We start from the raw sequence: 12561 nt of genomic DNA, 5'->3' as shown, positions 1-12561 counted from the left end.
TATACACTCATACCCATATGGAGGTTAAATATGCATAAAAAATCTTGGCTTACCTTACTGACCGCAGGCATGATATCGCTATTATTCTCGACCAATGTATTTGCTGCTACAACGTTCTGGGAGCCGCTCACGTACTTTAATGCAAGTACATGGCAAAAGGCAGACGGATATTCCAATGGCGATATGTTCAACTGCACATGGCGTGGGAATAATGTCAATTTTACAAGTGATGGCAAGCTGAAATTGGGTCTGACCAGCTCCGCGCAGAACAAATTCGATTGCGGCGAATACCGCACAACGAACAAATATGGCTATGGTAAATACGAGGTAAGCATGAAGCCTGCCAAAAATACGGGGATTGTATCTTCGTTCTTCACCTATACTGGTCCTGCTAATGGAACACAATGGGATGAGATCGATATCGAATTCCTAGGCAAAGACACTACCAAAGTTCAATTCAACTACTACACCAACGGTGTTGGCAATCACGAAAAAGTGATCAATCTGGGCTTTGACGCTTCCCAAGGCTTCCATACGTACGCATTTGACTGGCAGCCTGGCTCCATCAAATGGTATGTGGATGGCGTTCTGAAGCATACAGCAACTAGCAACATCCCAACTACACCGGGTCAAATTATGATGAATCTGTGGAACGGCACTGGTGTTGACGATTGGCTCGGTTCGTACAATGGAGCGAATCCACTGTATGCCGAATATGATTGGGTGAAATACACAGGCAATTAAATCGATAAGAAAAAGCCCTGACCATCAACGGTTAGGGCTTTTTCTTATTTCCCATTAAACATTCCCACTTACATTAAGGTTGTAAAGAAATCACTCGCTTACATCCAGCCAATCTTTTTATCATCTTCCGACATAGGGGTATAGTAATAGCGCAAGCAGATCGCGGTCATCTCCTCAACCGATTGAACAAATCCGAATCGAATCCACTGTACAATCACATTATATAACGCACCTGCTTTAAAGTACGTCCAATATACATACTCATCTGTCGGATGCTGCAATTGGGATTGCATAATCTCATTTAGACAATCCAAAATGACATAATCAAAATGTGCCTCCTGAAGCGTTCGATATACTTCGCGCTTAGCGAGAATCGATTCAAACAATACACGGATAAACGCTTCAGGATCGGTAGATTTACCTGTAAGAGTATCCGTATAAGGCAGCAAATGCTGATTGATTTCCAGAATAAGTGAATCTACTAGATCAATTAGAATATCCTGTTTGGATGAATAGTTGTTGTAATATGCCATACGTGATACACCTGCACGCTTCACAATATCAGTAATTGTAATTTTGCCAAAGGGACGATCTTGGATAAGCAAAAGCAAAGCGGTACAGATTGCTTCTCTTGTCAGACGATTCGTCTCTTGATTGGACTGTCGTTTGGCAATATGTGGTTGAAGTGATGGGTCATTGGGCATGACATTTTCCTCCTCTTTGTACAACAGACGTGGCTTCGTATTGTATTTTCGCGGTTTCCATTCTACACTTTACGACATGAGTTGACAAATGTAACATCAGAAAATGGAAGTGAAGCTAGGAGGAATCGCATCTATGTGGAGACGAATACTATCGGTATCGATTTTGCTGTTAGTAGCGGCAGCTTGGAGATATGGAGCTACCCAATCTGTAACATTGCCCATTGAAACGAAGGTTGAGATCGACAAAAGCAAATTAGACTCCACGACAGCCATGCTTAGCAACATGCAGCAAATGAATGCGTTCGGAAGCCGCACAACAGGCTCTCAAGGTCACAGTCAATTCATTGCATGGTTAAAGCAGCAACTGGAAAAGGACGGACACGCCACCTATTCCGATCACTACATATTGGATCGCTGGGAAGAACAGCACAGCGGCATCACCATCGGTCATGACACCATTCACGTATCATCAGCGTTTCCCTATTCAGGTGAAACGACAGCAGAGGGAGTAACCGGAGAGCTGGTATATACCGATCCCAATCACTATGAAGCAGCCAAAGGTAAAATAGCAGTGGTGGACGTGCATAACTTTGAGCATTTCCCCGTACGTCTAATTATGAATATTCGTGAATCCATTCACGAGCCGAACGGCATTTCTCCGAATGTAGGGGATCTTGTACTGACGACTGCCTTAAAAAATGTCCATCTAGAAAAAGCAAAAGAACAAGGTGTACTAGCAGTCATTCTCGTCTGGAATGGGGCATCTCCTGCCAAAGTCGAGCAGCAGTACCTGCCATTTACCGAGGACTATGCAGGTATTCCAGCAGTATGGGTTCACGCTTCAGAAGGACAGCGCGTGATCCATGCAGCAAAACAATCCAAACAAGCGACTGTGACGCTACAAGCAGACGTACAGCCAAGTGCACCAACGGAATCGTTTTATGTGAAGATTGAAGGCAAAAATGATAAAGAATCCATTCTTATCAACACGCACACGGATGGAGTAAATGCGATTGAGGAAAATGGAGCGGTAGCGATGTTGTCCATGATCCGCTACCTGCAACAGGAGCAGCCTGAACGTACGCTCATCTTTGCTTTTGTCACTGGTCATTTTCGATTGCCTGTGTTTGGCGGGACATCACAGGCGACCTCCACTTGGATGCAGGATCATCCCGAGTTGTGGGACGGGCAAGATGGACATCGCAAAGCAGTAGCTGGTGTAACCGTGGAGCATCTAGGCAGTATGGAATGGACCGATCATGCTGATGGACAATACGGACCGACAGGTAAGATCAGTACCGAATTCACGTATGCCGGTAATGAGTCTATGACGGGGATCTGGAGAAGAGCAATTGAAGACCGAACCAATACACGAACCGTTATATTGCGCGGACATAACAAGTTTCAGTTTGGTGAGAGTCAGCCGTTGTTTGAAGCGGGGATTCCTATGATTGGACTCATTCCGATGCCGGATTATTTGACCGTAAATAGTGAGAGCGAAGAAATGGACAAATTTAATGTGCATCTAATGTATGAGCAGATTCATTCGTTGCTAAAAGCAGTGCGGCTGATTGACCAGACGGATACGGAAGTGTTGGGTGAAGCAGAGCGATATTCGTTTTTCTTAGGTAACACGCGTTAAGTCTATGATCATCACGGCAATTTTACAATAAGCAAATCGATAGAGAACAAGTGGAGGGGCATTTGCCCTTCCTTTTGCTGTTTACGTGTAATGTAGAGAACAAGCTCAGATCGCGAGCATACCTCAACTTACCTCAACATAACGACTTACAGAATTATAGGAATGGCACAAGAGATTGAATGCCTTCAGAAATCTGACTCTCGTTCACATTGCCAAATCCCATGATCAGACTGTCAGGATACTGATCCTTCCGAATCGTGTATCGTTCGGCTGGGTAGATTGTAATACGTTGCTGCTCAAGTTCCATTGCAGTCAGCAGATTCACCTTTTGTCCATGCCATGTTGCGATCAGATGCAGCCCCGCAGCATCGCCAGTGATTTGAACATTCTCTCCAAATGTAGCCTGCAACGCATGAATCAGATGAGTCCTCCGTTTATGATAGATTCGTTTCATTCGTAGCATATGACGCTTCAAATGTCCTTCGTTCATAAAGCGAGCCAATGTAAGTTGCGGTAAAGTAGGGCACTGCATATCTGCCGTACGTTTAAGCTGTACAATCGATGGTATCAACGCTTGTGGAGCCACGATATAACCGAGTCGTAGGGCAGGGAACATATTTTTGCTAAATGTGCCTATATAGATGACACGCTCTATATCAAGCTCGCGCAGCGCATGGACAGGCATACCCCCATACCGGAACTCGCTATCGTAATCATCCTCTATAATATAGGCTCCTGTGCTTCGAGCGTAGTCCAGCAATTGGAGTCGCCTCGTAATGGATAGAATACTCCCGAGTGGAAATTGATGAGACGGTGTGACAAAGATACACTTGGGATTTACATCGGTTGGCAGCTGCTCTACACATAGACCATCTGCATCCACGGGCATAGGTATAATCCGGGCATTTGTTTCCGCAAAAATATCATGAATAAAGGTTGCCGTCGGATCTTCCATAACAATCGCTTCACTAGATGATAATAACAGCTTGCCGAGTATCGAAAATGCCTGAGTGGCGCCAGCCGTGACGATAATTTGCGAAGGTAGACAGTGAAGACCTTTGGTATGCAGAAGGTGATCACAGATCGCCTGACGTAGCTCCATATTGCCAGCTAGATCCTCCTGATACCCAAGCATAGAAGAGGGAAGGTCATGGTATACATCCATAGCAACTCGTTTCCACTTCTGTAGAGGAGCATATTCAAGAGCCGGAAAGCTGGGACGAAAATCAATATTAGCTAGATGTTCTCCACCAGCTAGGGAGTCATCCTCATTCCTGTACATCCGCTCTTCGGACTGTACATGTAACGCTCGGCTTGAACCTATATCTCGTACAAAGGTTCCTGACCCTTGTCTACCTTCCAAAAATCCCTCCGCTGTTAATTGTTCATACACCTCTACAATCAAGGCGCGCGAGACTCCCAATTCTTTGCACAGCTCACGGGTGGAGGGAAGGGAAGAGCCTGCTTTGTAGCTGCCTTGCATGATACGGTCTCGAATCCATGAATAGACCTGTCTCGTTTTGGTTTCATTTGGTTCGGGCTGCATGAGGAATGTCCTTTCCTTCTAAAGTGGTATGGTAAAAATGTAATAAAAGTGGACCTTATGAGAACCAATATAGCATGCTACGATAAGTCATGCCAAATCCCATACTTATAGAAAGAAGTCAATTGCATGAGAAAGAGAAGTCTTAGAACGAAAAGCTTAACAGTATCCGCCGAGAACGCAGCACCGGAGAGTGTATCTTCGATACCAATTCTACTTATAAACACACAACAGAATATAAAATGAGCATGGAGGTGTACGTATATGAAGATTTTTGTAGCTGGTGCAAGTGGTGTGATTGGAAGATGCTTGCTGCCACAGCTTCTACAGGCTGGACATGAAGTGATTGGCATGACACGGAAAGAAGAACAGAAACAGATCATTGAACAAACAGGAGCCAAAGCTATCGTTGCTGATGTATTTGATGCAGAGCAAATGGCAGCTATATTAACGGATATAAAACCAGATGTAGTCATTCATCAACTTACCGCATTAAGTGAGGGCAGTTCAATAGAAAATGCACGCATACGCATCGAAGGGACTCGGAATCTAGTAGATGCAGTCAAACAGGCGAAGGTTCAAAAAATGATCGCACAGAGTATTTCATGGGCATATGAACCCGGCGCAACTCCTGCTATAGAAGAAACCGCATTGGACATCGATGCCCCGATGCCTAGACATACAACCATTAACGGCATAGTCGCTCTAGAAGAAGCAGTGAAAGAAATTCCGGAATATGTGATTTTACGGTATGGCACTTTGTATGGACCAGCAACATGGTATGACAAGAATGGGGCTACGGCTGAGAAGGTAAAAAAGCAGGAGGTAGAAGCAACAGACGGTATCTCTTCGTTTGTCCATGTGGAAGATGCTGCACATGCTGCTTTACTGGCATTGGACTGGTCTACAGGAACGTATAACATCGTAGATGATGAACCAGCCAAAGGTACCGATTGGCTACCGATGTATGCAGACGCATTACACGCACCTGTACCCAACATTCAATCCGGTGCAAGTCCGTGGGAAAGAGGCGCTTCGAACAGCAAAGCCAAAAGCGAAAGTGGTTGGGAATTGAAGTATCCCACATGGAGAACAGGATTCCTCCAATCCTTACGTTAAGTTTAGGCTAGTAGACGTAGAAAAGGGATACAGTAAGTTGATGCGAATGTAGAGGAATGTAGAGATTGCTCTTATACCTTTATTATAAAAAAGAAAGCAGCTGATCACAGTGATCGGCTGCTTATACTTGATTATCTATATTATTTCAGTTATCTATGAATAGGGAAGTCAACGATTCTGACCATCCGTCAACTGACTTTCTCTATCATTTGTTTTTCTAAGTTTCATTTATCTAACAGGAATCGATTACTCGAAGTTCTCAAGTACGATTTTACCTGTCATACGTCCTTCTTCGACAATGGCATGAGCTTTGCGCAAATTGGCTGCATGGATGGGCGAGAGGGTCTGAGCGACTGTTGTACGTAAGCTTCCTTCATCGATCATACGAGAGACTTCGTTTAATAGCTTGTGCTGTTCTAGCATATCTGAAGTCTGGAATAACGGTCTGGTAAACATCAGCTCCCAAGAAAACGTAACGCTTTTGTTTTTCAGTAACGTTAGATTCAGCGGCTCATCCGTCTCGACAATGGAGCAAATTTTCCCTTGTGGAGCAATTGCTTCCGCCATATTGCTCCAATGCTTGTCTGTACTGTTCAAGCAGAAGATGTAATCAACCTCTTTTAACCCTTGAGCTTGGAGCTGAGGGAGAAAGTCTTCATAATGATTGATAATATAGTCAGCGCCCATTTGTTTAGCCCAATCACTCGATTCTGGACGTGAGGCTGTACCAATGACCGTTAAGCCAGCGTGTTTTGCCAATTGTGTCGCAATCGAACCGACACCACCGGCTGCTCCGATGATCAAAATAGACTTACCTTCGTTTTGTTCGGTAGAAGTCGACACGCCCAAACGATCAAACAATGCTTCCCAAGCGGTGATCGCGGTTAATGGCAGAGCGGCTGCATGCGCAAATTCCAATGTTTCCGGTTTAAACCCAACGATTCTCTCATCGACGAGATGAAGCTCGCTATTCCCACCTGGACGGTCAATACTGCCGGCATAGTATACCTCATCGCCTGGTTTGAATAATGAAGATTCTGGTCCAACCTGTTCAACAATACCGGCAACATCCCAACCGAGAACCTTTAACGTATTTTCGATCTTACTTTTAGGAGCGCGGACCTTCACATCAACCGGATTGACAGAAATTGCTTTGACGCGGACCAACAAGTCTCTTCCTGACGGTTCCGGTACATCGATCATAACGTCCAGTAGACTTTCAGATTCATGAATAGGTAAATATTTCAGCAAGCCAATGGCTTTCATTTGTTGCTTAGGCATGATGATTTCCTCCTTGAGTGTGTAGCACTTATTGATTTCTGGTTGTAATATAACGTATATTAACTAGCATGAATAGTACGCACAATCGTGTGATCTAGTATCAATTTGTATACTATGACAGAGGAGTGGGATACATGCGTGACCGCAGATCGGGCTATGGTGAATGTCCGAATGAAGAGGGTTGCCCGGTCGAATATACACTGGATGTGATCGGCGGCAAGTGGAAAGGAGTCCTTCTGTATCATATGATCGAAGGGCCTATCCGATTTAATGAGTTTCGCAAAATATGCCCAACCATTACGCAACGAATGCTCACGCTGCAACTGCGAGAGCTGGAAGAAGACGGGATTGTACACCGCGAAGTATATCCGCAAGTTCCCCCAAAAGTAGAATACTCGCTATCCGAATTTGGAAGCACATTAGTGCCGATTATTAGGGAAATGAAGATCTGGGGAGAACAACATAAAAAGCGTTCCAGTGCTGCTGCCAGATAGAAAGCAAGCATGGTTGAATCTATAGTTGATGGTGAAGGATCATTTGATTGTTATATCCATGCAAAAGCAAAAGACCTCGTTTCCGCTATAAGTAGGAAATGAGGTCTTTTAAACAGCTATATTATACGTTATACACTAAGGAATGAATGTTCAAAGGTTTTCAGTAATTAAAAAACTGCTAAAGTGCCTTTAACCCTTCTTCTATATATTGCAACAGCTCAGATGAATGATTATAATATTTTGCTTTCATTCTTATTAAAAGTTCAACAGCTTTCTCGCCTCTAATCTCACGGAACGCACAAGCTAAGCCTATGAGTTCATCTTCAGACAAGGGATCCAACTCTGCTGACGGCTGCAATAAAGGCTCCAATAGAAACAAACCGTCTTCATTTTCCAATCCACCAATAATATTTATCAGGACGAGCCGTATACTTTTTATACCGAGCAGATCATGAAGTGTATCTAAAGCATAGCGAGGATTTCTACGCCCGACTGCGGTAATAGCTTCTTGTAATTCGTATTCAAAATCATTCGGATCAAAGCGCCCCAAATCGGGAGGATTCACTAAAATATCAATTAAAATATCGAATGAATCGTCTCCAAACGTATCATAGACGTCCGTTTGCATTTTAAGATAATCCTCAAAGGTATCCATTTTTTGGTATGGACCAATTCCATCACATAAATGCTTGATACCATCTACAATGGTATCTCTATCGTTTCTTATCATACATAATCTCCTTTTGACGTACTATTCCTCCGCTACAAGTTCATAAATCATTCTTGAAGTCTAAGTCTCAGAACCCACCCAATATTCAATGCATTCTGCTGCCAGTGTACCTACTCCTTATAGCTATAATTCACTTTATTATAACTGTAATAAAATAGTCGAGCATCTAGCATGAATCATTACCGCGAATAAAATGCAGATTGAAAGAGGAGGCAATGCATGCATTAGAAAAGCAAAAGAGAAAGAATTCATCTTTACAGGTTGACAACCACAATTATTGTAACTAATATGATTACATAAAAGGAGGTGACTACCGTCAAAATTAGTACTAGATTTTCTGTAGCCATTCATATACTGAGTATATTAGCGATAGGGAAGAATGTGACTTGTACTTCTGAATTCTTTGCAATTAGTGTAAAAACCAATCCAGTCGTCATCCGTCGAGTAACGAGTATGTTGAAAAAAGCAGGCTTGGTTCATGTGAATCTAGGTTATAAAGGAACGACTCTTTTAAAGCCTATTGATCAGATCACTTTGCTTGATGTCTATCGAGCTGTTGAAGTTGTAAAGGAAGGGCAGTTGTTTCAGATTCATGAGGATACTGAGCTAGCCTGCATTGTTGGAGCTAATATACAAAGCGTTCTGTCTGTCATATTTAAAAAAGCGGAAATCTCCATGGAAGATGTTCTGGCTAGCTTTACCATGCAAGATGTTGTAGACGATTTGTTAAAAAAAGATAGACGTGAATAAACGTCTTTTTTTTACCTTTTGTGTAACTGTAACCGTTACAGTTACACAGTGAGCAAAAATTTAATATTACCTCTTTTCATACTATGGAATGCTAATCAAAAACAAAAAATTTAACTTAAAAGGAGCAATTCACATGGGAAAAATTCTTATTACTGGAGCAACAGGCAATCTTGGTGGCAAAACACTCGATCTTCTACTCAAACAAGTTCAGCCCAATCAGGTCGCTGCACTCGTACGTGATCTAGAATCTGCTAAAGCAAAAAAAATGGTTGAACAAGGAGTAGAGGTCCACCAAGGCGATTATTTCGATTATGACTCTCTGTTGAAGGCGTTTCATGGTGTGGAAAAAGTCATGCTCATTTCCGCAGTAGCATTTACCGACCGCAATAAACAACATTTCAACGTTATTACTGCTGCAAAACAGGCGGGGGTTAAGCACGTCATTTTCACATCGATTATACGAAAAGAACATTCCAATCTTATTTTGCCTGAAATCACGTTGTCCGACATATTTACAGAACAAACGCTTCAAGCATCTGGATTGGACTATACCATTTTGCGGAATCCACCATATCTTGAACTTATGAATGTATCCGTTGGAGATGCAATTAGCTCTCGTAGTGTACGAGTACCAGAAGGTTCCGGTAAAGTAGCTGCTGCATCTTTAGATGATTTGGCAGCGGCTAACGTGGCTGTTCTTACGCAAAACGGACACGAGAATCGTACATATCACCTAAGTGGCGGAGAGGCAAAATCCTTTTCAGAGATGGCTGACATTCTCTCAGAGATTAGCGGGGAACACATCACCTATGCAGCTATTTCCGAAACAGATTATCTTGACATGATGGGCTTGCCACAGGCTATGCATGATTTCTTACTCGGTTGGGTGCAAGCCATCAACACGGGAGAATTTTCGGAAATCACCGGCGATCTGGAACGTCTCATTGGTCGAAAACCAACAACCTACAAAGAATTCTTTCAACAACTATTCATTGCTAAAGCGGCAAATTGACAATGGGTAGCTATTACCGTAGCTCTATACAATCCTTTGCATGAAGTTGTGTATGTAATTGTAAGGGAGGTTTTGTATACGAGTTTAGGGATAAAACAAGCATAGTATGTAAAATCAATATTGTGTGTGGAAAGCTTATCATGTAGTGATGAAGTCTAAGTCTGTGGAATAAAACAGCCGGTCACCAAAATGGAAGTGATGATAGGCTGTTTTATTTTGCATCATTTTATATCAATATCTTTAGAAAGAAATAGGCAGTCATTTGTATGGAATATTTGCATGTAACAGCGGATGATTTTAACACTTCGTACGTTTTACGCGGTTTGAGTTTCATGTTCATTCAGATGAACCGCTTTATATCACTTACCGGAGAAAAGCCGAATAGGCGCGCATATTCCCTACTAAATTGAGAGGGGCTTTCGTAGCCTACTTCGAATGCGATATCTGCCACATGGGTAGATTCAGTTAACAGGCGACGACGCGCTTCTTGTAATCGGATTTGCTTCTGATACTGTACAGGAGTCATAGCGGTTAGTTCTTTAAAATGACGATATAACGAGGAAACGCTCATGTTCCCCAGCTCCGCTAATTCTTCAATACGAAGAGGCTCATTATAATTGTTCTTGATCTGCTCAATCACTTCTGCAATAGAGGCATACTTACTTCCAACCAAGGCAATTTGCTTAAATACATCTCCATGATCATCGCTAAGGAGTCTATAGATCATCTCACGTATAACAAGAGGAGCAATTGCTGGAATGTCTTTTGGCGTCTCTAAAAGCGCTACGAGTCTAACGGCTGCATCGAGAAGAGGAGTATTCATTTTGCCTACAAATAACCCTTTATGGTACTTTTTCGTGTTCTCAGGTAGTAAGTCAGTTTCCTTCATGATCTGAAAGATTTGGTCAGCTTCTAAATCCAAACGAATCGCTAAGTAAGGATCGTTAGGCGAAGGATCAATAGCACGACCGGTGATCGGCACATCCAAAGATACCGCTAAGTAATTGGATACCCCATATTGATAGCGCTCATCTGCGAGCATAATAACCTTCTCACCTTGAGCTACAATGCATAGCGAAGGTTTTTGAATTCTACATACAGGAATATTCGATTGAGAATCTCGAACTAGATGTAAGGAAGGGATCGGAGTGACATGGTCGCCATCTGTAACAGAGAACTTCTCAACGAGCTTTGCAAGTTCTAACTGTTTGACGTATGTTTTTTGATCTTCAGCCAGCATGTATATCTCTCCTATACGTATATTTCATGTTACATCCATTATAAGTTGTCGGACTAACTTTGTTAAGCAGATGACAATAATAGGCAAGAATGCGGAAAGAATAGGTTAAAGGAATTTAGGAGGAGAGACCTATAATCAATTTGTGCTAACAGGCGTATCGCAATTGCCTGTTTACACAACAAAGATTATCTATTGGAGGGGAAAACATGCAACAAGCTAAAGTATGGTATGTAACCGGTGCTTCGAAAGGGCTCGGATTGTCTTTGGTCAGAACATTGATTAAGAGCGGATACAGAGTTGCTGCAACTTCACGTCGTATCGAAGAGTTAAAGCAAGCTGTAGGAGAGGCGTCAGAAGGACAATTTTTACCGTTGGCAGTTGATTTGACGCAAGCGGATTCGATTCAGCAATCGGTGAAGACAACGTACGAGACGTTTGGGCAAATAGATGTAGTTGTCAACAATGCGGGCTATGGGATTGGAGGTGCGATTGAGGAGTTATCCGAGAAGGAAATCATGGCAAGCTTTGAAGTCAATGTTTTTGGTCCGATCAACGTTATTCAGAGTGTACTGCCGTATATGCGAAAGCAGCGTTCAGGGCATATATTTAATATTGCTTCCATTGCTGGCTTTGCTCCTCATATGGGCTGGAGTGTGTATGCGGCTACGAAGTTCTCGCTAATGGGATTGACGGAGGTGCTTGCTCAGGATGTGAAGCATCTGGGAATCAAAGTGACGGCAGTAGCTCCGGGTGGATTTAGAACTCATTTTAATAAGGCGGATTCACTAGTTTTATCTGCCAATAAAATAGAAGATTATAGTGAGATTCACTCTGGTCACAACCAATTTGTATCGACTGATGGTAAGCAGCTGGGTGATCCTGAAAAGGCAGCCGAAGTATTTATGAATCTAGCCGAGTCGCCGAATCCGCCAGTTCAATTATTTTTGGGAAGTGATGCTTATCAGCGAGCATCGGAACGGCTAGTTCAATTGCATGAGAATTTGGAAGCAAATAAGAGTATTAGTGTTCAGACGGATTTTGAATAAGCGTTCTGCATGAGTTAGTTTGGGGAATAAGAAACAAATCAAATGGCAAACGGAAAAGCAGATTTAGAAATCGCTTTTCCGTTTTTTTATTCAAGGAAGGATAGAATAAACAAAAAGTCATGGTTAAGACTATGTATATACATATGTACAAAATACGAGTTTTGTGATTATGTATAAAAGAATTGAAAATCCTTACGCTTGATCTTAACCTTGTATCCATAATCATTGCTCATATACTATACATCTAGCTAAATTT

The 12561-nt window shown here is 42.5% G+C and carries 12 protein-coding genes; 7 read left to right on the top strand and 5 right to left on the bottom strand.

The window, feature by feature from the left end; translation table 11 throughout:
- The first annotated feature begins 30 nt into the window (after positions 1 to 30).
- Positions 31 to 744, top strand: a complete 714-nt coding sequence (gene bglS, locus ABXR35_RS08090; RefSeq protein WP_436669327.1) for a beta-glucanase — start codon at positions 31 to 33, stop codon at positions 742 to 744.
- A gap of 98 nt (positions 745 to 842) precedes the next feature.
- Here bglS and ABXR35_RS08085 read toward each other — a convergent pair whose 3' ends face one another.
- The gene (locus tag ABXR35_RS08085) at positions 843 to 1448 is read right to left on the bottom strand and encodes a TetR/AcrR family transcriptional regulator (RefSeq protein ID WP_367057957.1); all 606 of its coding nucleotides are present in this window, start codon (positions 1446 to 1448) and stop codon (positions 843 to 845) included.
- 133 nt (positions 1449 to 1581) lie between these two features.
- Here ABXR35_RS08085 and ABXR35_RS08080 point away from each other — a divergent pair, with 133 nt between their 5' ends.
- Positions 1582 to 3090 (top strand): M28 family peptidase, encoded by a 1509-nt coding sequence (locus ABXR35_RS08080; RefSeq protein ID WP_367057954.1) that lies wholly within the window; start codon positions 1582 to 1584, stop codon positions 3088 to 3090.
- 154 nt (positions 3091 to 3244) lie between these two features.
- Here the strand turns inward: ABXR35_RS08080 and pdxR are convergent, their stop codons facing one another.
- A complete protein-coding gene (gene pdxR / locus ABXR35_RS08075; RefSeq protein ID WP_367057951.1) occupies positions 3245 to 4636 on the bottom strand; it encodes a MocR-like pyridoxine biosynthesis transcription factor PdxR in 1392 nt (463 codons plus the stop codon).
- A 261-nt stretch (positions 4637 to 4897) separates the two neighbouring features.
- Between pdxR and ABXR35_RS08070 the strand changes: the two genes are divergently transcribed.
- Positions 4898 to 5752, top strand: coding sequence for an NAD-dependent epimerase/dehydratase family protein (locus ABXR35_RS08070; protein WP_367057948.1), 855 nt, complete (start codon positions 4898 to 4900; stop codon positions 5750 to 5752).
- A gap of 246 nt (positions 5753 to 5998) precedes the next feature.
- On the opposite strand, the gene ABXR35_RS08065 is transcribed toward ABXR35_RS08070, so the two are convergent.
- A complete protein-coding gene (locus ABXR35_RS08065; RefSeq protein ID WP_367057945.1) occupies positions 5999 to 7033 on the bottom strand; it encodes a zinc-binding alcohol dehydrogenase family protein in 1035 nt (344 codons plus the stop codon).
- Positions 7034 to 7167: 134 nt separating this feature from the next.
- Here ABXR35_RS08065 and ABXR35_RS08060 point away from each other — a divergent pair, with 134 nt between their 5' ends.
- A complete protein-coding gene (locus ABXR35_RS08060; RefSeq protein WP_367057943.1) occupies positions 7168 to 7527 on the top strand; it encodes a winged helix-turn-helix transcriptional regulator in 360 nt (119 codons plus the stop codon).
- Between the two features lie 178 nt (positions 7528 to 7705).
- On the opposite strand, the gene ABXR35_RS08055 is transcribed toward ABXR35_RS08060, so the two are convergent.
- Entirely contained in the window at positions 7706 to 8257 is a 552-nt protein-coding gene (locus ABXR35_RS08055; protein WP_367057940.1) for a hypothetical protein, read from the bottom strand.
- Positions 8258 to 8563: 306 nt separating this feature from the next.
- Between ABXR35_RS08055 and ABXR35_RS08050 the strand changes: the two genes are divergently transcribed.
- Together ABXR35_RS08050 and ABXR35_RS08045 are read left to right on the top strand one after the other, a co-directional pair.
- Positions 8564 to 9007 carry an Rrf2 family transcriptional regulator gene (locus ABXR35_RS08050; RefSeq protein WP_367057938.1) on the top strand — a complete coding sequence of 148 codons (444 nt, stop codon included), beginning with the start codon at positions 8564 to 8566 and terminating at the stop codon, positions 9005 to 9007.
- Positions 9008 to 9140: 133 nt separating this feature from the next.
- Complete coding sequence (locus ABXR35_RS08045; RefSeq protein WP_367057936.1) at positions 9141 to 10019, top strand: SDR family oxidoreductase; 879 nt, start codon at positions 9141 to 9143, stop codon at positions 10017 to 10019.
- A gap of 340 nt (positions 10020 to 10359) precedes the next feature.
- Here ABXR35_RS08045 and ABXR35_RS08040 read toward each other — a convergent pair whose 3' ends face one another.
- Positions 10360 to 11259 carry an AraC family transcriptional regulator gene (locus ABXR35_RS08040; RefSeq protein ID WP_367057934.1) on the bottom strand — a complete coding sequence of 300 codons (900 nt, stop codon included), beginning with the start codon at positions 11257 to 11259 and terminating at the stop codon, positions 10360 to 10362.
- A 206-nt stretch (positions 11260 to 11465) separates the two neighbouring features.
- Here ABXR35_RS08040 and ABXR35_RS08035 point away from each other — a divergent pair, with 206 nt between their 5' ends.
- Entirely contained in the window at positions 11466 to 12305 is an 840-nt protein-coding gene (locus tag ABXR35_RS08035; RefSeq protein ID WP_367057932.1) for an SDR family NAD(P)-dependent oxidoreductase, read from the top strand.
- Positions 12306 to 12561: the final 256 nt, after the last annotated feature.

The sequence above is a fragment of the Paenibacillus sp. JQZ6Y-1 genome, assembly GCF_040719145.1.
In the GTDB taxonomy this organism is placed as follows: Bacteria; Bacillota; Bacilli; order Paenibacillales; family Paenibacillaceae; genus Saccharibacillus; species Saccharibacillus kandeliae.
The sequence above is the reverse complement of the archived record's forward strand: the minus strand, read 5'-3'. Positions and strand labels throughout refer to the sequence as shown.

Coding starts and splice junctions, on each gene's coding strand:
- ABXR35_RS08035 (WP_367057932.1), top strand. CDS start 11,466: ATGCAACAAGCTAAAGTATGGTATGTAACCGGTGCTTCGAAAGGGCTC.
- ABXR35_RS08040 (WP_367057934.1), bottom strand. CDS start 11,259: ATGCTGGCTGAAGATCAAAAAACATACGTCAAACAGTTAGAACTTGCA.
- ABXR35_RS08085 (WP_367057957.1), bottom strand. CDS start 1,448: ATGCCCAATGACCCATCACTTCAACCACATATTGCCAAACGACAGTCC.
- ABXR35_RS08060 (WP_367057943.1), top strand. CDS start 7,168: ATGCGTGACCGCAGATCGGGCTATGGTGAATGTCCGAATGAAGAGGGT.
- ABXR35_RS08045 (WP_367057936.1), top strand. CDS start 9,141: ATGGGAAAAATTCTTATTACTGGAGCAACAGGCAATCTTGGTGGCAAA.
- bglS (WP_436669327.1), top strand. CDS start 31: ATGCATAAAAAATCTTGGCTTACCTTACTGACCGCAGGCATGATATCG.
- ABXR35_RS08065 (WP_367057945.1), bottom strand. CDS start 7,033: ATGCCTAAGCAACAAATGAAAGCCATTGGCTTGCTGAAATATTTACCT.
- ABXR35_RS08055 (WP_367057940.1), bottom strand. CDS start 8,257: ATGATAAGAAACGATAGAGATACCATTGTAGATGGTATCAAGCATTTA.
- ABXR35_RS08070 (WP_367057948.1), top strand. CDS start 4,898: ATGAAGATTTTTGTAGCTGGTGCAAGTGGTGTGATTGGAAGATGCTTG.
- ABXR35_RS08080 (WP_367057954.1), top strand. CDS start 1,582: ATGTGGAGACGAATACTATCGGTATCGATTTTGCTGTTAGTAGCGGCA.
- pdxR (WP_367057951.1), bottom strand. CDS start 4,636: ATGCAGCCCGAACCAAATGAAACCAAAACGAGACAGGTCTATTCATGG.